22 protein-coding genes are annotated in these 21,078 nt (G+C 43.9%); 11 read left to right on the forward strand and 11 right to left on the reverse strand.

The genetic code is table 11. The annotated features are described in order from the left end of the window. Nucleotides 1-29: 29 nt before the first annotated feature. On the reverse strand, nucleotides 30-1,202 hold the full coding sequence (locus A6E01_RS06405) for a multidrug effflux MFS transporter (RefSeq protein ID WP_017027263.1): 1,173 nt from the start codon (nucleotides 1,200-1,202) through the stop codon (nucleotides 30-32). Between the two features lie 102 nt (nucleotides 1,203-1,304). Between A6E01_RS06405 and A6E01_RS06410 the strand changes: the two genes are divergently transcribed. Beyond that, nucleotides 1,305-2,249 carry a LysR family transcriptional regulator gene (locus A6E01_RS06410; RefSeq protein ID WP_065209858.1) on the forward strand — a complete coding sequence of 315 codons (945 nt, stop codon included), beginning with the start codon at nucleotides 1,305-1,307 and terminating at the stop codon, nucleotides 2,247-2,249. Between the two features lie 374 nt (nucleotides 2,250-2,623). Beyond that, nucleotides 2,624-3,568 carry a metallophosphoesterase family protein gene (locus tag A6E01_RS20900; protein ID WP_133150939.1) on the forward strand — a complete coding sequence of 315 codons (945 nt, stop codon included), beginning with the start codon at nucleotides 2,624-2,626 and terminating at the stop codon, nucleotides 3,566-3,568. A gap of 235 nt (nucleotides 3,569-3,803) precedes the next feature. Here the strand turns inward: A6E01_RS20900 and A6E01_RS06420 are convergent, their stop codons facing one another. After that, the gene (locus A6E01_RS06420) at nucleotides 3,804-4,304 is read right to left on the reverse strand and encodes a nuclear transport factor 2 family protein (RefSeq protein ID WP_082961346.1); all 501 of its coding nucleotides are present in this window, start codon (nucleotides 4,302-4,304) and stop codon (nucleotides 3,804-3,806) included. A 164-nt stretch (nucleotides 4,305-4,468) separates the two neighbouring features. On the opposite strand from A6E01_RS06420, the gene A6E01_RS06425 reads away from it, so the two are divergent. Both A6E01_RS06425 and A6E01_RS06430 read left to right on the forward strand, forming a co-directional pair. Next, a complete protein-coding gene (locus A6E01_RS06425) occupies nucleotides 4,469-5,353 on the forward strand; it encodes a LysR family transcriptional regulator (protein WP_065209859.1) in 885 nt (294 codons plus the stop codon). A gap of 177 nt (nucleotides 5,354-5,530) precedes the next feature. Then, a complete protein-coding gene (locus A6E01_RS06430) occupies nucleotides 5,531-6,388 on the forward strand; it encodes a DNA ligase (protein ID WP_065209860.1) in 858 nt (285 codons plus the stop codon). A 27-nt stretch (nucleotides 6,389-6,415) separates the two neighbouring features. Here A6E01_RS06430 and A6E01_RS06435 read toward each other — a convergent pair whose 3' ends face one another. Continuing rightward, nucleotides 6,416-7,786 (reverse strand): MATE family efflux transporter, encoded by a 1,371-nt coding sequence (locus tag A6E01_RS06435; protein ID WP_065209861.1) that lies wholly within the window; start codon nucleotides 7,784-7,786, stop codon nucleotides 6,416-6,418. Nucleotides 7,787-7,973: 187 nt separating this feature from the next. Between A6E01_RS06435 and A6E01_RS06440 the strand changes: the two genes are divergently transcribed. Further along, nucleotides 7,974-8,585 (forward strand): riboflavin synthase, encoded by a 612-nt coding sequence (locus tag A6E01_RS06440; protein ID WP_065209862.1) that lies wholly within the window; start codon nucleotides 7,974-7,976, stop codon nucleotides 8,583-8,585. Here the strand turns inward: A6E01_RS06440 and A6E01_RS06445 are convergent. From A6E01_RS06445 to A6E01_RS06460, 4 genes are all read right to left on the reverse strand, one after another. After that, nucleotides 8,582-8,785: a CPXCG motif-containing cysteine-rich protein gene (locus tag A6E01_RS06445; RefSeq protein WP_017030659.1), complete on the reverse strand. Its 204-nt coding sequence runs from the start codon at nucleotides 8,783-8,785 to the stop codon at nucleotides 8,582-8,584. The genes A6E01_RS06440 and A6E01_RS06445 overlap by 4 nt on opposite strands. Nucleotides 8,786-8,814: 29 nt before the next feature. Continuing rightward, a complete protein-coding gene (locus A6E01_RS06450) occupies nucleotides 8,815-9,687 on the reverse strand; it encodes a fructosamine kinase family protein (protein ID WP_065209863.1) in 873 nt (290 codons plus the stop codon). 122 nt (nucleotides 9,688-9,809) lie between these two features. Further along, on the reverse strand, nucleotides 9,810-10,319 hold the full coding sequence (locus tag A6E01_RS06455; RefSeq protein WP_017030657.1) for a C40 family peptidase: 510 nt from the start codon (nucleotides 10,317-10,319) through the stop codon (nucleotides 9,810-9,812). After that, entirely contained in the window at nucleotides 10,319-11,104 is a 786-nt protein-coding gene (locus A6E01_RS06460; protein WP_017030656.1) for a sterol desaturase family protein, read from the reverse strand. Before A6E01_RS06460 ends, A6E01_RS06455 begins: the two co-directional genes overlap by 1 nt. A gap of 78 nt (nucleotides 11,105-11,182) precedes the next feature. Here A6E01_RS06460 and A6E01_RS06465 point away from each other — a divergent pair, with 78 nt between their 5' ends. From A6E01_RS06465 to A6E01_RS06475, 3 genes are all read left to right on the forward strand, one after another. Next, on the forward strand, nucleotides 11,183-11,902 hold the full coding sequence (locus A6E01_RS06465) for a tRNA-uridine aminocarboxypropyltransferase (RefSeq protein WP_237334505.1): 720 nt from the start codon (nucleotides 11,183-11,185) through the stop codon (nucleotides 11,900-11,902). A gap of 149 nt (nucleotides 11,903-12,051) precedes the next feature. After that, the gene (nagK, locus tag A6E01_RS06470) at nucleotides 12,052-12,960 is read left to right on the forward strand and encodes an N-acetylglucosamine kinase (protein ID WP_017030654.1); all 909 of its coding nucleotides are present in this window, start codon (nucleotides 12,052-12,054) and stop codon (nucleotides 12,958-12,960) included. Between the two features lie 240 nt (nucleotides 12,961-13,200). After that, a complete protein-coding gene (locus A6E01_RS06475; RefSeq protein ID WP_065209865.1) occupies nucleotides 13,201-13,581 on the forward strand; it encodes a hypothetical protein in 381 nt (126 codons plus the stop codon). Nucleotides 13,582-13,748: 167 nt separating this feature from the next. Here the strand turns inward: A6E01_RS06475 and A6E01_RS06480 are convergent, their stop codons facing one another. The 3 genes from A6E01_RS06480 to A6E01_RS06490 are packed head-to-tail and all read right to left on the reverse strand — an operon-like array spanning nucleotide 13,749 to nucleotide 17,267. After that, entirely contained in the window at nucleotides 13,749-14,009 is a 261-nt protein-coding gene (locus A6E01_RS06480) for a DUF2960 family protein (RefSeq protein ID WP_017030652.1), read from the reverse strand. A gap of 26 nt (nucleotides 14,010-14,035) precedes the next feature. Continuing rightward, entirely contained in the window at nucleotides 14,036-14,863 is an 828-nt protein-coding gene (locus A6E01_RS06485; protein ID WP_371935916.1) for a mechanosensitive ion channel family protein, read from the reverse strand. Nucleotides 14,864-14,921: 58 nt separating this feature from the next. Continuing rightward, nucleotides 14,922-17,267, reverse strand: a complete 2,346-nt coding sequence (locus tag A6E01_RS06490; RefSeq protein ID WP_065209866.1) for an ATP-binding protein — start codon at nucleotides 17,265-17,267, stop codon at nucleotides 14,922-14,924. Nucleotides 17,268-17,461: 194 nt separating this feature from the next. Between A6E01_RS06490 and cobB the strand changes: the two genes are divergently transcribed. After that, nucleotides 17,462-18,172 carry a Sir2 family NAD+-dependent deacetylase gene (cobB, locus tag A6E01_RS06495; protein ID WP_017030649.1) on the forward strand — a complete coding sequence of 237 codons (711 nt, stop codon included), beginning with the start codon at nucleotides 17,462-17,464 and terminating at the stop codon, nucleotides 18,170-18,172. Nucleotides 18,173-18,183: 11 nt separating this feature from the next. Here the strand turns inward: cobB and A6E01_RS06500 are convergent, their stop codons facing one another. Next, nucleotides 18,184-19,236 (reverse strand): ABC transporter substrate-binding protein, encoded by a 1,053-nt coding sequence (locus A6E01_RS06500; RefSeq protein ID WP_237334506.1) that lies wholly within the window; start codon nucleotides 19,234-19,236, stop codon nucleotides 18,184-18,186. Nucleotides 19,237-19,517: 281 nt separating this feature from the next. Between A6E01_RS06500 and A6E01_RS06505 the strand changes: the two genes are divergently transcribed. Continuing rightward, complete coding sequence (locus A6E01_RS06505; RefSeq protein ID WP_017030647.1) at nucleotides 19,518-20,381, forward strand: DUF2189 domain-containing protein; 864 nt, start codon at nucleotides 19,518-19,520, stop codon at nucleotides 20,379-20,381. A 14-nt stretch (nucleotides 20,382-20,395) separates the two neighbouring features. Further along, nucleotides 20,396-21,043 carry a DUF2987 domain-containing protein gene (locus tag A6E01_RS06510; RefSeq protein WP_065209868.1) on the forward strand — a complete coding sequence of 216 codons (648 nt, stop codon included), beginning with the start codon at nucleotides 20,396-20,398 and terminating at the stop codon, nucleotides 21,041-21,043. The last annotated feature ends 35 nt before the right edge of the window (nucleotides 21,044-21,078 follow it).

The following is a 21,078-nucleotide window of genomic DNA, read 5'->3' on the forward strand; positions in this document are numbered from 1 at the left end:
GTTGGCTCGCTGTCTTGAATTACTCTTGTTTAGCTCTCACACACTTCGTAATTGGATTTACGTCGACAAACTACATACCAAATCAATGGCAGTGACATGAACAGTGCCATCATCTGCAATGATCCTAGTGGCAAGAAGTTAACGATACCGATCAGCGTTGAAGCTCCAGCCATCTGGAAGAAACCCAATAGTGAAGCGGCGGTTCCTGCTCGCTCAGAAAATGGCGCTAGTGCAGCGCTACAGCAAATGGCCAGAGTTAAACAGAAACCAGTACTCGCAATAAACACAGGCCCCATGAAGGCAATAGGACTATCTACGCCTTGCAGCAGCAAGATTGAAGCTGCTGCCAGAGTGCACATTGCAATCGCCAGTTTCAGTGCTCGTGATTGACCTAAACGGCGAATGATAATCGGCGCGGTAAACGAACCCAAAATGTTGATAAGTGCATTGCTACCAAACCATAGTGAGAAGGTGGTTGGGTCTAAGTCCAACTCGACCATAAGACGCACTGGAGCCACGCTAACAAAGGCAATAATGATCGCCATTGCCAACATAACCAGACCTGCGTTAAATCTAAAGGTGTGGCTTTGTAAAATGGGTTGGTATTGTTTCCAGTTGATAAGCTTAGGGCTTGAGATGGTATTCGACGGGCGCGTTTCCGGTAAACGCAACAAAGCAAATAGAGTCACGAACAAGGCATAGCCTGCCATAAAGTAGAAGGTTGCTCTCCAGTCCCATGTTTCACTCAGCCAACCACCAAGCATTGGCGCTAGCGCAGGAATGACGCAGATAACGCCATTGATGTAACTGTAGATAGACGCCGTTCTTTCGGTGCTATAGCTATCGCGCACCCCAGACATTACACCTACTGATACCGCACATGTGCCCAAACCTTGTAATATTCGAGCAAGCCATAACACTTCTATTTGCATAGCGAATGCAGCAACGCCAGATCCAAAAATATAAAGCAATAGGCCACTTAGAATGAGGGGTCTGCGTCCGTAGCGATCAGCCAAAGGCCCTGCAAGCAATTGACCCAAACCTAAAGCAGCGAGAAAAAGTGTGATGGTGGTTTGGATGTTTGCCATTGGGGTCTGTAGATTGTCTGCCATTTGCGGGAGCGCAGGGAGATAGATATCAATTCCCATAGGGCTAATGACGATCAACAGTAAGAAGAGATAAATAGGGGCTTTGTGGTTCATTTGTATCTTTGTCTGTGTGGTGTAGGGCGGCAGTGTATCAATGTTGCGATATGACTAATATTGAATTATTGTCATCAGATACTTTCTTAAATGGAATATCTAGTGAAACTAGACCACATAGACTTAAATCTGCTCAGATTGATGTTAATTCTGCTTGAGGATGGGAGCGTGAGCCGTGCGGCAACACGATTGAACCTCAGTCAGTCGGCAGTGAGCAAGCAATTAACTAAGCTAAGAGAGCAGCTTGGTGCTGTGTTAGACGATCCACTGTTTATACGTACAGGTAGAGGGCTAACCCCAACAGCGAGAGCTTTAAAGCTTGAAACACCGCTTCGCCAATGGCTAAGAGATTCGCACATCATGTTGCTTCCAGAATCCTTTGATGCGGCGAACGATGAACGTACTTTTACCATCAGTATTTGTGAGACCGCATTCCCGGTTATTGTCCCTAGACTCATGCCTAAACTGACTCGGCTGGCGCCTGGGATGCAACTCAGCATTGTTCCTAAATCGAAGGCAAGCCTAAACCATTTGAATCAAGGTGATTTGGACTTGCTTATAGTGGCAAGGGATACCGATCAACGTGTAGAGGCACCTTATCATGTCTCTGATCTTGCAGAGCAACCGAACCTCGAACTCTATCGCGATCATCATGTCTGCTTGGTGAGCCAATATCATCCTATTTCTATACAGGCATGGGACGAACAAGGCTTTTTGGACTCAGATATCATTCGAATCTTTGTAGAAGAGAGCGAGTTTTGGTTGTTAGACCGAGTGGCAGCTGAACAGGGGCAACGATTGAAAGATAAGGCTAAGGTGCCAGATTTTCACAGTGCGGCGCTTCTGGCGCAACACACCAACATGTTTTTTGTGTGTACCTCTATCTTTGCAAAACAGTTAGCACAAAGGTACACACTTAAACCCTTACCGCTACCCTTTGAATTAAAGCCTGTAAGTTACCGCATGTTGTGGCCAAGCATGCTAGAGCGGGATTCAGCGCACCAATGGCTAAGAGAGTTAATCGCAGAGTGCTGTCATGATCTGTGAGAGTGAGAGTGAGAGTGAGAGTGAGAGCTTAAATATCCCGCGCTATTGAGTGGGTGATTATCCCCTTTATGGGCGGTCAGATCACCGCTATACACGCACATAGCTGGATTCATAAGGCAATGGCAAATGGTTGCGGTTTCTTTTTACAATTGCCAAATATTAGTGGTGATACGGTTTTAACGCCGGATGCTGAGGGGTTAGTAGAGAAGGTCATGATTCCTGAGGATGGGGAAGTGTTGATCTAACTGCAAAACCGTTAATTTAATCGGCGCAATTGGGCTTTAAATTAAATTAGCTATAATCAATTTGATATGAGGTTTGGGTCATGCAATATACATAGAGAAGCATGCCAGAGAGTTGGAGATGTTTTCTTTATGCAAAAGATAATTGGTCTGATACTAGTCGTGTTTCCTTTCAGTTTATGTGCCCAAAGCAATATAACATTTGAACCCCCGAAGCGGACAATCGCTCCAGTCCAATTCGCAGTAATTGGGGATCTGACGGGTGGTGAAAGGGCTGGAGTGTATCAAGGCGCTGTAAATGCACTGAGCCTACTCCAGCCAGACTTTATCTTGTCGGTTGGAGACTTGATTGAAGGGGGAACAGAAGAGCTCAGTACAATGAACTCTGAGTGGGAGACTTTTGCCACCATTACTCAATCCAATGATATCCCATTTTATCCTGTTGTCGGTAATCATGATATTTCCAACATAGCAATGCGTGAGTGGTGGGAGTCGAGTATTGGCCCTAGGTACTATCACTTTAGGCATAAAGATATGTTGTTCTTGATGCTTGATTCTGAGGATTTTATTGCAGAACGTTTTAGCGAAATTAAAGTATTAAGAAATGAAGCGGTAAACCTTTATAAAACCGAGGGTGAGGACGCTTTTATGGCGACCGAGTATGCTCAATTAAAAGAGCGGAAATACGGAAAACTTAGCGATGAACAAATTAAGTACTTCCTAAAGGCGTTGGATAATAATAAGGATGTTAACTGGGTATTTGTCTTAATGCACAAACCCTTGTGGAGCGACGATTCTTCAGGCTTTACGGCAATAGAGTTAGCATTACAAAACTTCTCATATACAGTTTTGAATGGTCATGAGCATACGTACTATTATGAAGAACGAAAAGGACAAGACTACATTCAGCTAGGAACAACAGGTGGGGCATTTACACCGTCTGATCGTGGCTTTCATATGGACCATATTATGTGGATTTCGGTTTCTGAAGGCGAGCCAACCATCATAAATTTAAAACTGGATAGTTTGGTTGATAAGTATGGTGAACCTTTACTTGATCTAAATGAAAGCAAGTAACTCAATTATGATTGCTCATGGTGATATAGGAATTATTAGGTGACTGTAGCTAAATGACTCGAGAGTAGCTCGTTACCACAGGATATTGAACCAACGAAACCTTTGTTGATGGCGTTTTTCTTCCGTTACCAAAAGCAAATCAGTCTGTGTATCAAATCAATGTTTCTTAAAAATTAAAAGCTCGATAGACCTAGACGGAATATCGAGCTTGTAGACATTTGCGATTCTATAGTCGTTATTTTTTGGTGTGATAAGCCTTTGATACTGCGAAACTGTCTTCAAACCAGTTCCAACTCTTCACTTTGCCATTTTCAACGTGAACTCGTACTGCCCAGCTGAATTTGCCTGTGTCTACACCTGACTCGTTCGCAATTGCACTCATACTGCCCATAAATACGGCTTGGTCACCGCTTACAAAGCTATAGTCCGTAGTCCAGCTGGTTACTTTCAAACCTGCACCGAAGAGGGGGAGAAAAGTATTGAGTACTTCTTCTTTTGAATCCCAGTTTCCGATCCAGGGGATGCTATCGTCACCTTCATTATGCCAGACAAAGTCATCAGCCATGAGTGTCTTAAGTTTTTCCATATCGCCAGAGCCTGCAGCCCATAGAAACGCTTGAGCCGTTTCTAATGTCTTAGCAGGATCAACCATTTCTGTTTCATCCGCCATGGCTGCTGTTAGGTGAAAGAAAGCCAATAGACTAGCAAGACCGATCAATAGATTCTTCTTTAACATTTTATCTCTCCTGACTGTCAATTTTGAAGTTCAGTGCCTAGAAGATAAGGGTCGCTATCTACGTATGCCTTGATCTTCAACTCCGCTTATTGCATTCGTGTAATAACTATAGTCGTGCTAAATTTTAAGTAAATGCACTAATTAAACACATATGGTATGCAAAAATGCACAACATTCGATGGGGTGACCTGCAATATGTTCTGGCGGTGGCTAATGAGGGATCTTTATCGGGGGCGGCGAGATCACTTGGAGTTAATCACAGTACCGTATCGCGTCGTATTGACTCTTTTGAGTATCGGCATAAGTTACGAATTTTTCATAAGCTTTCTACCGGTTATAAATTAACGGTTGAAGGACAAAAGCTACTAGAGTCTGCACTCTCTGTAGAGTCTACAGTGAGAGAGTTGGAACATAAAATTTTCGGTCAGGAAATGAAGTTGGAAGGTACGTTGAGATTGACTACTACAGACGCTTTGTCACGTTTAGTATTAGGTCCTCATTTGGCTGCGTTTCATCGTCTGTATCCTAAAATCCAATTAGAACTGAGTCTGACATCTCGTCGACTAGACATTTCACATTTAGATGCAGATGTTGCGATTCGTCCTGCGAGTGAGTTATCTATGTCTTTGGTTGGCACAAAGTTAAGCAAAATTGCCTTTGGTGTTTACGGTGCACCTAGTTATATCAATGGGCTTAAAAGCAAGCACCCATTAAAGTCTGCATCTTGGTTAGTCATGTATAGGGGTAGCGCTTCGCTTCAGGTATCTGAATTAATTTCTGACGAAAAGATAGTAATGAAAACGGATTCTTTCGAATCTCTGATATTAGCCGCTGAGAACCAGATGGGACTTGCCTATCTACCTTGTTTTGTTGGTGACAGTTCTAGGTCTTTGCAAAAGCTGGATATGGAAGTGGAACAACACAGTACAGACCTTTGGATTATGACCCATAAAGACCTAGAGGACTCTGCCAGAGTAAAAGCGTTTTTCAACTTTATGAAAGAAGCAATTAAGTCAGATCGCAATCGATTAGCGGGCTTAGATAATTAACCTTTTACTCTTGATGCAGAATAAATACTACTGATGTGGAATGAGCTTCAACTTTGTTGTGAAAGCCTTATAAGTTTGCATTTTAGTGATCGATACATCCCGAAAAACAGCTTATAGCTTGTCTACTTAATTCAATTATCCTCCATTCTATTAATGTCCCTTTAACGGAGGCTAATTATGTCAATACGAACTCCCGTCACTTTAATTGCACTTGCATGTTCTGCTCTCGAATCCGAAACGGCTCAATGTAGCGAGTTTTCTGATTTCTTAATGCTTGCTAAGCCTTATCAAGGGGAAGAGCTCAATAGCAACTACCTTGTGAGTGAAAAATTAGATGGCATAAGGGCGATCTGGGATGGAAAAGAGTTGCGTACTCGAGGAGGTATTGCGTTGACTGCGCCTAGCTCTTTTACCGAACAGTTGCCTACGTTTGCTGTTGAGGGAGAGTTGTGGGCCGGGCGTGGCAATTATGCTCAAGTGCAGAAAACGGTTCTGGATGAGAGGCCAGATGAGCCTAGCTGGAGCACTATAACTTATATGATTTTTGATAGGCTAGACAGCCTAGCTACCTTTGAAGAGCGTTATGCCTCACTTCGTTTATGGAAGATGGCGTCAGGTTCTCGTTCTGATCAGGTACAGGTAGTCGAGCAGATTCCTTTTCAGTCAAACGCTCAGTTAAATAAACAATTACAACAAGTTACCAAACGAGGTGGCGAAGGGCTGGTGGTTCGTCATAAGCAAGCTGTCTATATGTCAGGTCGTAGTGAGCAGCTGTTTAAGATAAAGATCCACCAAGATGCGGAAGCGACAGTGATTGGATACAAGCCTGGTAATGGAAAGTATCAGTCGCTGGTGGGCGCACTTCATGTTGAGTCTCCATCAGGTGTGCAATTTTATATTGGAAGTGGACTCACAGATGAAATGCGAAAAGCGCCACCAATGCTTGGTTCGGAGATTACTTATCGCTATAACGGCACAACAGAAAATGGTGTGCCGCGTTTTGCTCGATTCTTAAGAGAGCGTAAGGTGCATTAGCGTAAAGTGCATTAGCGCAAAGTGCAATTAGCGAGAGGCAAACTCTAGCTGAACCTCTCGGCTCTGACGATGCATCCACTTAATGCGCATAGATAACAACACTGCTGCAGTGGTTAAGCCGATGATAAAGCCATACCAGTATCCGTGAGCGCCCATCGGCTCAAACAGCCAGTCCGTAGAGCCGAGTACATAGCCGATAGGTAAGCCAATCATCCAGTAGGAGATAAAGGTGCGGTTGAAGATAGATTTCATATCTTTGTAACCGCGAAGTGCGCCAGCGCCTACGACCTGTACGGTATCACTAAATTGATAGATGGCAGCAAGTAACAGCAGTTGTACTGAGAGCGCGGTTACTGCTCTGTTATCTGTGTATAGGTTTGCAATATCTTCTCTAAACAGCACTGTAAGAACCGCGGTAACAACGGCTATCGCCAAGCCTAAAAAGATACCGACACGGGTAGCAATACGAGCGCCTTCTGTATCCTCTTCACCTAATTTATGCCCAACTCGAATACTCACTGCGCCACCAATACTCATTGGGATCATAAAGACCATTCCCGATACGTTGATAGCGACTTGGTGAGCGGCAACAATTATGGGACCCAGCGGAGAAACCAGTAGGGCGACGACGGCAAACAAGGTTACCTCAAAGAAAATCGCCAGCGCCACCGGAAGCCCAAGCTTGAATAAACGATATTGCGCTTTTAGATTTGGTTTATGCCACTTATCAAACAGGCCAATCTTCGCCAGTCGTTTAGACGTCATGGTATAGAAGAGCAACATGCTAAACATCACCCAGTACACTATGGTTGTGGCCACACCACAGCCAATTCCGCCTAGAGCGGGGGCGCCCAACTTTCCGTACACAAAGATGTAGTTCAGTGGAATGTTAATCAGTAGCCCGACAAAACCAATAACCATTGCGGGTTTGGTTAAAGACATTCCATCGGTAAAGCTTCTAAGAGTTTGGAAGAATAAGAATGCTGGCACTGCTGGAAGCATTGCATACATGTAACCCGTGGTGATGTCTGCCATGGCCACATCGACATCCATCAACCCCAAGATATTACTGGTTTGCAGTAAGACGAATGCAATAGGGAAGGCAATTAATACTGCTAGGCTAGCACCTTGCTGAATCTCGTTAGCAATCTTGTGTTGATGTCCTCTACCGTTAAGCTGTGCCACGATAGGGATGAGTGCCATCAAGATGCCGATACCAAATAAAATAGAAGGTAGCCAAATGCTTGAGGCGATCGCAACTGCAGCCATATCCGTTGCACTCACGCCGCCGGCCATGATGGTATCAACAACACCCATGCCTGTTTGAGCAACCGAGGCAATGAGGATCGGGGTCGCTAGCTTTATCAGGTTCTTGGCTTCTTTTTGGTAACGGTGCACGGCGTTTTCCTATATTCATTTAGGGGAGGAATAGTAATACCAAACTGTTGAGCGTGCTACGGTTTTTCCAGTTTTTATTGCTCTATTTATCAATGCCTATTGACCGATTGCCTTGATGCTTTAAATGTCTCTAAAAAGGTCCACATGGTATACTTTTGAAAAATTAGAAAGCTTGTTAAGGGGAAATATGTTTACAGGAATTGTTCAAGGAACGGCTCGAGTTATCTCAATAGAGCAGAAGCAAGATTTTCAAACTCATGTCATTGAATTACCTGACTCATTGAGTGAAAACATTTCTGTTGGCGCGTCTATTGCTCACAATGGTTGTTGCCTTACGGTGACCAAGGCAGATGACAATAGAGTCACTTTTGATCTGATGAAAGCCACTTTGGATCTGACCAACTTGGGAGAGCTTCAATCAGGTGACTACGTCAACGTAGAGCGGGCTGCGCGCTTTGGTGACGAGATTGGCGGGCACAATATGTCCGGTCATATTTCTGGAACCGTCATCATTATAGACATTGTAAAAAGCCCTAATAACCAAACTATTTGGTTTGAAGCTGACACGGATAGCATTCGTTATATCTTAAAGAAGGGATATATAGGTCTTGATGGATGTTCGCTAACCATTGCAGAGGTAGAGGGTAATCGATTCAGCGTGAATCTTATCCCAGAGACTCTGACTCGTACTTTGTTTGGCCACCGTGCTGTAGGCGATAGGATTAACCTTGAGGTTGATCCTCAAACACAGGCGATTGTTGATACTGTGGAACGAGTGTTAGCTCAAAAAGCACTTTAGAAGATTTGCTCGTCGTCAGCATCAATCCGCAGTTCCACTTTATCTCTGACCTCGTCTAGCTCCATACTGAGGTGGATAGAGTGGCAACACGCAGGGCAATCATCATAGAAGTCTTGACTGCCCTGAGTTGTATCTAGAGGAACCGTAATATGTTGTCCACAATGTGGGCAAGAAACATGTCTTTCAGCATATTCTTTCATAATGGTGCTCCTGACGCTGGGTTCAGTATTCACGCATATTGTTTGAGTAGTTCGTCTATCCTCAGTTGCGCGTCATGTAAATAGTGCCCGCCAAATAGATTACAATGGTTCAGCACATGATAAAGATTATAGGTGTTTTTGCGCTCTTCATAACCTTCAAGTAGGGGTTTGATACTCTTGTAACCTTGATAGAAAGCATCAGGGAAACCCCCAAATAATTCGGTCATGGCAATATCACACTCTCTATCTCCCCAGTAACAGGCCGGATCGTAGCAAATAGGTCCAAACGGCGATTCGGCGCAGTTGCCGTGCCACAAATCACCATGCAACAAGGCTGGTTTTGGGTGGTGATTGGATAGCGAAAACTTGACGCTGTCTATGATCTCTTCCAGATTCCCAAACTCGATGCCTTTTTCTTTCAGTAACTGCAGTTGCCAGCCTATGCGCTGTTCTGCAAAGAACTGACACCACTTTTTGTGCCAACGATTGGGCTGTACAGTGGCGCCAATATAATTGTCGTTATCAAAGCCATACTCTTGCTGATCACCCCAAGAGTGCAATCGCGCAACAGCTTTCCCAAACTGGTAGCTGGCTTCGTGATTAGATAATGGATGGGTAGGGAGGTAATTGAGAATCAAGAAAGAGGCTTCTTTGGTGGAACCAAAGTGCACAATCTCTGGAGTGGCAACGGTATTAGAGAGTCTCAATTCGTTTAGGTTATCAACTTCGGCAGAAAAACTAGCAAGAAAATCCTTACTATTTATCTTGATAAAGTAACGCTGTTCACCATCACTGATCATATAGCTTTCGCTAATATCACCGGAAGTAATACGGGTCTTTTCTTCTATCTTGAATTCAAACATTAATACGTCTGAAAGTTGTTGGGTTATCGCCTGCCACATAAACGTACGCCTCAGCTGATCCTTACGTAGTTAAGTTTAGGCTAATTCTCGTCGGGTAATAGCAGTAGAGTGGTATTACCTAGTCTGGATCAAAAAATTTAATCTAAAAAGGTCAACAGACCCTAGTTTACACGGCGAATTTGCCAGAATACGTCGGCCCAGTAAGGGGAGTCTAATCTGGATATGATGACGCCGCGAGACGTAGAGGCGTGCATGAAACTGTTGTCTTCTACGTATATCCCGACATGACGGGTATTGATCCCTGTTTTAAAGAACACTAAGTCACCAAAACGTCTGTCGCCGTAGTCTACCTCGACACCCATCTGGCTTTGCAGTTTGGTGGTCCTTGGTAAGGGGTGTTTGAACAACTGTGAATAGGCGATTTGGGTAAACGCAGAGCAATCTATGCCGTTTTGTGTCGTTCCTCCCAGCCGATAGGGGGTCTGATGCCACACATTGTAAAACCGAAATAGCTCGTCACTTTTTTGTGCAGACACCTTGTGGTCAATTTGCTGGTCAATCTGGCTTGTGTTTACTCGTGCTTGAGAGTTCGTTTCGGGACCAGAAGCACACGCTGTGAGAAGCGAGCTTAATGTAATGAGTAGTATTTTATAACGGTTTAGGTGCTTCATTAATTGTTCCTAAAAGGCTGAGTCAGCATTTTATCAATTCGTTGCTCTTTAGGCTCTCGGAAAACACCAATCCCAATGTTCATCCCTTGATGACCCAACTTTGGTTGCTTTATGTAACTACCAAACAAGCGATCCCAAATAGATAGGCAAAAGCCATAATTAGAATCGGTTTCTTGTCTTATGGTGGAGTGGTGAACTCTGTGCATATCGGGTGTGACCAACCACTTGCGAAGCACTTTGTCTAGTGACAAAGGCAGGCGCATATTGCTGTGATTAAACATGGCGCTGGCATTAAGCACGATCTCAAAGATGATAACCGCAACAGGCGGCACACCGAGGGCGATGACTATGCCTATCTTTATCCACATGGACAACCAGATCTCAATGGGGTGAAAACGAGCGCCGGTAGTGACGTCAATGTCTTGGTCTGCGTGATGGACTTTATGTAGGCTCCACAGCACAGGTATCGTGTGAAATAAACGATGTTGCCAATAGATGGCACAATCTAGTGCTATCACAGCAACCACAGTGGCAATAGGCAAAGGGACGGACAACCAATACAGCAACCCAACTTGATTTTGCTCTGCCCATAGCGCGGCCTCTACGGCTAGCAAAGGCATGGTAATCATCAAAACTATGGAGTTAAACCCAGTTAAACCGAGATTGTTTAACCAACGAAAACCTTTTGGTTGCGTCAGTGGACGCTTGGGTTTAAGAGCCTCTATGAGTGCGCAAATACACAGCACTGCAATAAAAATACTCAACCTTATGGATGCAACGTCCATTAATTATTTTTCTCCAAGGTGATGACAATTCTGGTGTGCTTCATTACTCTTACTTCCTTTTACGCAGTAGGGCGAAAAATGCGTGTACATGCCGTTCATAAACTCGTTGAGTACAGACTGAAACAATCCACTAAGCCCTTTAGTGCCAGAGGCTCCAAGGTAGATCGTTGTCCGCACTGTCGTATTGCACAGCAGTATTGTATCTGCGCACATCAACCCCAAGCTCACACGGGCTTTGCGTCCTTGTTGATATACTCGGACAACGAGGTGTTAAAACCGAGCAATACGGGACGTCTCATTGCCGATATCTGCGGTGATGCTCATGCATATCAATGGAACCGTACTGAGCCTGATGAGCAAATGTTGTCGCTCTTACAGGATACAAGGTATCAGCCCATTCTGATATTTCCAGAAAATTATCTATTTGATTCTAATGCGCTTGTTCCTGATGATAGGCAAAGCTTTGTTCGGGATAAGATCCCGCTGTTTATTTTCTTGGATGCCAGTTGGCGTGAGGCGCGTAGGATCTATAGAAAGTCAGAGTATCTGCATCATTTACCTGTTGTGTCTATTCAACCAGAAAAAATCTCTGAGTATGTGATGAGAAAATCAGAACATGCACAACATCTCGCCACTTGCGAGGTTGCTTCGCTTGTTTTTCAAGAGTTTGGATTAATCCATGCCAGTAATGAGCTGCAATCTTGGTTTGGGGTGTTTAAAGAGAGCTACATGCTGAGCAAAACTCGAGAAAAGAGAGATTTTAGCCGTCCAATACTCAATCAATATTTATCAAAGTAGGACTTCTAGTTACATCTTCGGACGTTGTTTAACCGAATAGACTGAGCGGGGTGCGTTTTATGGCAGTCATCACGGTATGTATGCCATAAGATCTGGATAATACGAATTATTTTTCAATGAATTATACGGTTTAGTTTAGGAGATAACTGATGTTTTATGGCTTTGATGTGGGCGGCACCAAGATTGAATTTGGTGCGTTTAATGAGAGTCTGGAGCGTTTAGCGACAGAACGAGTGCCAACACCTGGTGATGACTATGCAAAGCTAGTTGAAACATTGGCAGGTTTGGTAGAAAAATACGATGCGCAATTTGGTGTAGAGGGTCTTATCGGCTTTGGTCTTCCAGGTATGGAAGATGCCGAAGACAACACCATTTTGACGGTAAACGTACCAGCAGCAAAAGGTAAGCCTTTACGCGCTGATCTTGAAGCTCGAATTGGCCGCAGCGTTAAGATTGAAAATGATGCGAACTGTTTTGCATTGTCTGAAGCGTGGGATGATGAACTGAAAGATGAAGAGTCTGTAATGGGTTTGATTCTTGGCACTGGTTTCGGTGGCGGTATCATTCATGAAGGTAAGGTCTTTTCTGGTCGTAACCACGTAGCAGGTGAGGTGGGTCATACCCGTCTTCCTATCGATGCATGGTTCCACTTGGGCGAGAACGCGCCTTTACTAGGCTGTGGTTGCGGTAAGAAGGGTTGTTTAGATAGCTACTTATCTGGTCGCGGCTTCGAGCTGATCTACGCTCACTACTTTGGCGAAAAGAAGAAGGCCATCGACATCATCACCGCTTATAACGAGGGTGAAGAGAAAGCGGTTGAACACGTAGAGCGCTTTATGGAGCTGTTAGCAATCTGTTTTGCGAATATCTTTACTGCTTACGACCCGCATGTGGTTACCCTTGGTGGCGGACTATCAAACTTCGAACTGATTTACGAAGAAATGCCTAAGCGTATACCTAAGTACTTAATGTCAGTGGCTAAGTGTCCTAAGATCATCAAGGCGAAACATGGTGATTCAGGTGGCGTACGTGGCGCAGCATTCCTAAATATTCGATAATCTTATTCGTTAGATCATCAAGTAAAAAGAGAGCACTTCGGTGCTCTTTTTTTGTCTAAAGATTCGCCCATAGATTGATCAGATGAATATGAATTGTTAAGTATCCTGTTCTGTTTATTTTATAAATGTAATTTTCGGTTCTTTTCACAGCAAAAATCTACAAAGTTGGGCGCTATTTTGCTATAAACACGCTTCAAATTTTCATGCCTGCTGAGAAGCAGTGAACAGGGGAATCATTTAATGAGACTTGCACACAAACGTAACGTGCAGATGAAGCTACAAAAGCGCATCAAAACGAGCACTAAAACTGTTGCTTCTAAGACAGTGGCTAAAGCTGAAACTAAACCAGCAGCAGTGACTGAAACCGTTGAAGTTAAGGTTGAAAACAATGCAGAAGCGAAGGCTTCAGACATTGCACTTACTCCAAAGCAGCAACAGGTACTGGACATCGTTGTCGCAAACGCTGAAGGCATCAACCCTAAAGGGATTGGCCTAGAAGCAGGTCAAGAAGAGGCTAAAGCGGCTTCTTGGGCAACGGGTGCACTAAAAAAATTACTGACTGAGAATCTTGTTCAAAGAGAACAGTTGTCAGGAAATAAGGTTATTTACAAGGCTTTATAGTCTGACCCTGGATAACTATCAATGCCTCGATGACTCGGGGCATTGTTGTATTTGGGCGAGAGTAATTTCCATCTTGGGTTGGGTAAACTATCAAATTTGCAAGATACTGTATATTAATACAGTATCTTGGTCAGGCTCAATAAAAAGGGACCGTTAGGTCCCTTGTGTTATTTTTTTCCAATCGGCTTGTTCTCTTTTGGCTTTAGCGTGATCTTGCCAAAGCCTAATTTTCTAAAGTAGTTGTCACGATAATCACGAACAGCTTTAGTATCAGAAACCGCTTCAATTTGTTGTTCCATCTTAAGGAACTCTTTCAGGTCGATCCCTTCAGCTTCAGCTACCGCTTCATGAATATTGCGGTGCTCCTGATAAGAGAACAGTAGTTCTTTGTGTTCTTTGTTATATACGTATTGAATCGTTCTTGCCATTGTATTCTCTGTTTAGTAATCGACGGTTACGCCGGTTGTGAACTCACAGCGATGCGCGGTGGAGTAATGCCGTTCTTCTTGAACTCTTTCATTACACGCAGTGTGATATCAGTTTCGAACAGTTTCTCATATCCCGTATCGACAACATAGGCCTTACAGGTCAATTGTATCGCTAAATAGTTCTCAGTGATGGTTTGTTTGACTAAAACAACAACGGGTTTAGGAAGATGTATGTATCGGCTCGAAGAAGCGGCCTCTTGAATCAGGTTTCTTGCCAGGTCTATGTCCTGATCCATTCCGATAAAGAAGGGTATAACCACTTGCATATCCAATGCGCCGTAGTTGCCACTAACGGTGACTTCATTTAGGAATTTGTTATTAGGAATGGTAATGATGTCATCATTCAGGGTACGCATTCGTACTGAGCGCAACCCAATGGTAATAATGTCGCCATAGTTTCCTTCAAAGGTGACGCGGTCACCTACTTGGAACGGACGGTCTATCATAACCGTTAAGCCTGCGATAAATGAAGCTGCTAGATCCTTCAAGGCAAAGCCCACCGAAACCGCAAGCGTACCACCAATCAGTGCCAATATATGGTCGTTGATTCTGAAGCTGATCATGAACACCACAATACCGGCCGTGATGTAGATGAAAAACTGCAGGAAGGATTGTGCTTTTTGCAAAATCATTCGGTACTGAACGAACTGCGTACTCACACTGTCCACTATAGAGTCGATGAATCTTAGTAGTAACCACGTACAGGCAATGATCAATACAGAAAATAGCACACCGCCCCAGCGAACCAGACTAGCAAAGTCCTGAATAGCGGTAACATCAGGCACTTCTTGCATTGCGAAAGAGAGACTACTGAATGTAGTGATGAAAACAAGGAACAAAATTCTTAGCATATTATTTTACCAGTAGATGCTGACGGTGAAGGACATTAGTAACGTGGCGATACCAGTGATCTGAAATCTTTGCCTTATCGTCACTCCATTCAATGTAGCCACGGCTTTGGAAATAACGCAGAGTACCTAACACTTCAGAGAGACTCAGCTGAGTACACTCAGACAGTTCTTCTTGGTTTGCCACTTCTAATTGAACAATTGAGCGAAGCACTGCCAACATAGGTTTCGGCATTTTTTCTAGCTCTTCAGACTCAGGTGCTCTAAATAACCTAACCACTATGCTGTCATCACTTTTATTGCGACGTAAGGACAATCTAAAGAATCTGAGGGCTACCGTTGGATTGCCATCTGCGTAGTGCCAAAGGATTCGATAGAAGCCATTTCGAGCGCGGTCTTCTTCACTGATATTGTCGTGATCCCATTGTTTTGGTACCACAAGACCTTCAAACGAGAGTCGATACTCATCTGATTGGTTTATTCGAGACTCCAATAGTTGAGAAACTTGAGCTTCGTTCCAGTTTGGAAGAAAAGAAACCCAATCAAACAACAGCCTTTCTCCGCGAGCTCTATCAACAAAACGCCAACTCGCTTTCTCGATAGCGAGCACAGCGCGGTGGTTTTTCTTAGAACGACGCAATAGGTTAGTAAACCTAATTAGGCCATTGAGTCCGCCCACCATTGGTTTAACTAGGCGCTGACCGTTATCGAGGGCAATGAGGTAGCTTTCATTACTTTTTCGAAGATGGTTTAGGATTTGGATCTCGCCAGCTTCTCGATCAAGGCCTAATTGCTCGGCAAACTCTTCGATAAGCTCTGAATAACCCGCATAAGGGCAGTTGAGATAAATAGGCGTGGCATTCTTGACCTTGTGTAGTAACTGCTTAAGGAAGGTTGTCGTGCCAATACCGCGCTCACCGGAAATAACGCATACAGCAGGGTTGTTAGACAGTACATATCGAGAGACCTGTTTGAACTCATCCGTTGCATAGTCAATTAAGGTGCTGTCTTCGTGCCCTGGTGTAATGTATTTGAAGGTTTCATCACCCTTAATGCGAACAAAGTTTTGTGAGTGCGCTTCACTTTGATTCTGCTTGGCGACTTCAATTTTGAAGAGGTAGGCTAGGCCTTGGCTGAAGAAGGTAAAATTCGACAGTTTGGCAACGATCATGCCCTGGCACGTTGCGGTGAAAATCCAAACAATGCCCAATACGGTGGCGATGATATTGAGCAGGAAGGTATTCTCATTCTTTTCAGCCCAAACAATCCACAGGGGTTTCTCCGGCATCTTGGCGATGCGACGGAAAACAATAGGTCGCCACTTACGCAATACATGGATGGTAATCAGCACAAACCAGAAAAAGACGAGGCTGGATATCCAGTAATAAATGGTGCCTTTACCCACCATTCGCTGTGAAATCTGCAGGAACACGCCAACAAAGATAAAGCTCCATACATACCAACGTATCGTAGACAATCGGAGTGCGACGATTTCTTTACTGGAACTGCGGCTATTACGGTAAGCGAACTCGAGAATAAAGCTTATGGCAATCGAGCCACCTAAGATCCACCAAGTGAAAATCTCTAGGACTATAAGCTGACTTAAGCTCGGTATTGCAGAAAGTACACGTAGCGATAGAGTGATGGCGATAAGCACCGCTATGGCGCGATTTGCTCGACTGATATACCAAATCAAACGCATCCATAGAGGAGGACGAGTGCCATATTCTGTTTGAGCATTTTTGAAGGCTTCAATAAATCGCTTACTGTTGGCTAACCACCAGGTCAGTAGAAAGTAGATAAATAGAACCTTAATGACCGCCCACATCAGAGGAATAGGGGAAATGAAGATATCTTTTATCAGCGCTTTAAAGCTGCGTATTTGCAGATGAAATAGAAACTCGCCGTTTAAACGCGTGATATACCACTCTTGCTTAAACTGAATTACCCCAGACGGACCAAAGCCTGCCACTAAGTCTTTGGTAGAACTGCTGGCGAGCTGTAGTAAGTTAGCCTTACTTTTCCCTAAGCTACTTAGTGTCAGCCAAGAACGCTCTGCTATTTTCCAGTTTTCATCAGTACTGTCGTCACTATAGGCGTCAATCTGCTCAGCGAACTGGTCAGCGTGTTTACGCTGCTCCCTGATAACCGCTTCCATCAACTGATTGACCTTGTCTCGGTCCGCTCGCGACATAAACAGTGGCTCTGGCAATTTATCTATCTCTGTAGCAATACTGATAGACACTTTGTCGATATTCGGTTCATCTGCTAAATCGTATTCCCAATTGGCATGAGCGCCAAAAGAAAATAAAGCGAGGAGCAGAGGAAGGAAGAATAGTTTTGAACGCATGATTCTCTCTTGTCCGTTTGATTCCTTGAAAAGTTTAGTGCAGAGAATGTGTTTCACGAAATTTTTTGTGAAAAAACATTGAATTAGAGGTAAAACATTTCACTAAAAGATGCGATCTCAGTCTCTTTATTTTCCCCTTGTATGAATGTTAATCTTTATTAACAATTCATTAGCAATTGCTTTGGGGCCTCAATATGAACTTTCCATACAAAAACATAGTCGTGTTAACCGGTGCTGGTATCTCAGCGGAGTCGGGAATCCAAACGTTTCGAGCGCAAGATGGACTTTGGGAGAATCATCGTATTGAGGACGTTGCTACACCAGAAGGCTTTGCTAAGGACCCCGTGTTGGTGCACTCTTTTTACAATATGCGCCGCCAGAAACTCTTGTCCGAGTCTATTCAGCCAAATGCGGCACATAAAGCGTTAGGGCGTCTCGAAGAGATGTTGGATGGAACTGTCACGGTAGTGACGCAGAACATCGACAACCTTCACGAAAGGGGCGGTACCAATAACATAGTGCATATGCATGGTGAATTACTGAAGGCTCGTTGCAGCGAATCAGGTCAAGTGGTTGAACAACTGACGGATCTCAATGATGGTGATCTGTGCCATTGTTGTCAGATACCTCATCAAATGAGACCGCATATTGTTTGGTTTGGAGAGATGCCGCTGCAAATGGATAGAATCTATGCCGCCATAGAAGAGGCGGATCTTTTTGTTTCTATCGGCACATCAGGGGTAGTTTATCCAGCGGCAGGGTTTGTGCATGATGCAAAAATGCACGGTGCGCACACCATAGAAATCAACCTAGAGCCGAGTGCGGTACAGAGCGAGTTTGAAGAAAAACGCTATGGTCCTGCAGGTGTTGAAGTACCTAAGTTGGTTGAAGAGCTGCTCTCGTAAACCAAAATGCATTAGCGTACTTTAACTTCTAGGAATAATTGTTCGTATTTCAAACGACTCTCAGGTGAGTTGAGCTTAAAGTGGCCATTTTCAATAGTCTCTGCCGACAGCAGTTTCAGCAGTTTACTCTGCATAGGAAGGCCATCAATCACTGGAGTTAAGCCTGAATAAAGTGAAATTTGTGATTGAACGGTTTTATCCATAAGGAAGTTCATCAGCAAAAGCGCGTCTTCCTCTGCATCGCTGTCAATGTTCATTGATAGGGCATAGGCGTCTAAAATAGCGCCTTCTGTAGGCCATTCAATTGCGATATCCGCATCTTCCAGACTACCAATATACGCGTGGTCATTACTCAATATACCAACCGAGACTTGCCCCGATAGAAAATGCATCTCTGGGGCTTCTTTTGATAAGAAGGCGGCATTATTTCGCATATTGATGAGCCATTGTTTCGACTTTTGTAGCTGCTTGTCGGTTGCATTGTTGATGGGATAACCCATCCCCAGCAGTGCAATAGAGACCAGTGTTTGAGCATCATCTAAAATGAGAAGCTGCCCAGTCCACTGTTCATCATGAAGGTCAACCCATTGTGTAAGCATCGAGGGTGGCAACATTTTAGAGTTGGTCGCTATACCTATGCCATGAAGCATTAAAGGCACTGAATATTGGTAATGTTGAGCGAGTTCGACTCTATTTAACTCAGGTTTTATGGTGCTTGCGTTGGACAGCGAGTCTTTCGCTATCGGCTTAAAGTGGCTCGCGAGTTCTGTTTGTGCTGGGAAATAGCTGTACGGAATCAACGTGAGGTCTACGGCGGAATAGTCTCGTCTACTGATATGTTGTGGGGTGTCTATATTATAAACACGCTGCTCTACGATGATACCCGTTTGAGCGGTAAACTGAGACAGAACAGACGATGGAATCAGATTATTGGGTAGATAGATACTGACAGCACGCGGAGTGATTATATCTACAGATTCTCCTTTAAGCGGCTGTTCTGATTCAGAAAAAGCAGAGAAGCTAAAGAATAAGGATAGAAGGCCAAAGGTCTGAGTCATTCGCATTAGTAGAGCCATAGTTGTAACGTTAGCTTTCCCTTAAGTATCTTTTAGGGCGCGAGTATAACAGAAGTGCAAGGGTTTGCACTTAAAGAGGTTTCTTAAGATTCACCCCATAATTTAGACTTGTTGATAATTCATACGAAAAACGGTGCGGATGGTTTGTTTGTATGCTCAAAACAGAGTTAAGTGATAGGACCTTTTGCTTAAGACTATGCCGTAACGCCAGTTTACAGGTATACTTGCGCCAGAATATTTTCTTTTAAAGGCAAGGACCTAAAGATTCAATGAGCGATCCGATAGAGAAAAACTTCAACCTTGGTGGTAGCGTAGAAAAGGCATTGGCTGGGGATTTTGAATTAAAGCCCATCAGTGTGATTAGTGAAGCATGGCAACTGACGATGCGTAATTTTTTGACTTTTTCCCCCGCTGTTATCCTTCTTATCGCCATCCAAGCTGCCATTTTTATCGTTGCACTTAAACTGCAAATTGGTGATCTCTCAGCAATCTTAGTTATGTTTCAAGACCCTGAGTCTTTGCAGCCAGGCATCTTTCAATCGATCTTCGTGGCGAACTTTAGCTATGAAGTGGTCGCTGCGCCTATCTATGCTGGTGTTGCGTTGATGGCAATGAGCCATGCGGCAGGCCTGAGAACAGAGACCAGACACATCACCAAAGGTTTGCCTTTTATGATGCCAGTGATTCTGGTCACTATGCTCAATCTATTGTCCCAAGCAATCGCTGGAGCATTGCTGCCGTTCTTATCTCTTTATCTGTCTCTTGCCTTCAGTAACGCGGTTTTACTGGTCTGTGAGAAACGTTTGACCCCAGTTAAAGCTCTATGGACATCGATGCGCGCAGTGAACAAGCGTATCTTCTCTATTGCAGTTATCTATCTTGTGACCATGTTTGCATTTGTGGCTGGCATGATGCTGTATGGTCTAGGTCTCGTTATCGCAGTACCGTTCTTCTTCCATGCAAAAGGTATTATCTACCGCAATATGTTTGGTATTCGCTTGCAGGTTGTTGCCACGCAAGATGCACCAAAGCAAGAGAATGAGAAAGATGAGCATATTGATGAGTCTGACGATGACAATACCCCCCCAACATCGGGTACCCCTCGAGGTGGCTCAAACACATTTGATGCATAGGATAATCGCTTAAAATGAAATGTCGTATATTGACCGCGGCGCTATTGGTCATGGGCCTGAACACAGCACAGGCCGAAGAATACATGTTTACCTACAGTAAGTTGTATTCGCCATTAAAACACAATCTGAAAGAGCCACAACAAGACGTCAAAATAGGGCTCTTTTTTACCAACTTTGAAACCAAACAACCTTGTTCAATCGAAAAGGCTTGGATGGAAAAAGAAGAGCACTTTGAAGAGTTGACTATCAGTGACAACGGAGAGGTGAATGTGCCTCTAGATAGTAACCTTAAGAGTGCCAATCCTTTAGTCTATATTCACACGCAAAAAGACGCGCGTTGTGATTACTCTTTGGTTGTCTTAACGAAAGAGCCATTAAAGGGTGAAGTAGGGTATTCAGAGTTAGAGAGTAAAACCTCTCAAATGAAAACGGTGCTTGGCGGTCTAGGTGGTATGTTCTCGAACTGGTTTACCCCAGATATTGAAGGCGTAACACTTGAATTCACCCCAGATACTGTAAAGCAAATCATGCTTTCCAATGGCAAGGCTGTCCCGGTTAACGAACAAGGAAAAGCCATCCTTAAGTTAGTGGATTTAAGTGACGGTGTCACAGCTAATATATCTGAGCAAACTCAACGGGTTATGCCATATATTGAGCAGTAAAGCAGATACAAAAAGGCCGGAGCAATTAAGTCTCC

The organism is Vibrio breoganii, from assembly GCF_001677275.1.
In the GTDB taxonomy this organism is placed as follows: Bacteria; Pseudomonadota; Gammaproteobacteria; order Enterobacterales; family Vibrionaceae; genus Vibrio; species Vibrio breoganii.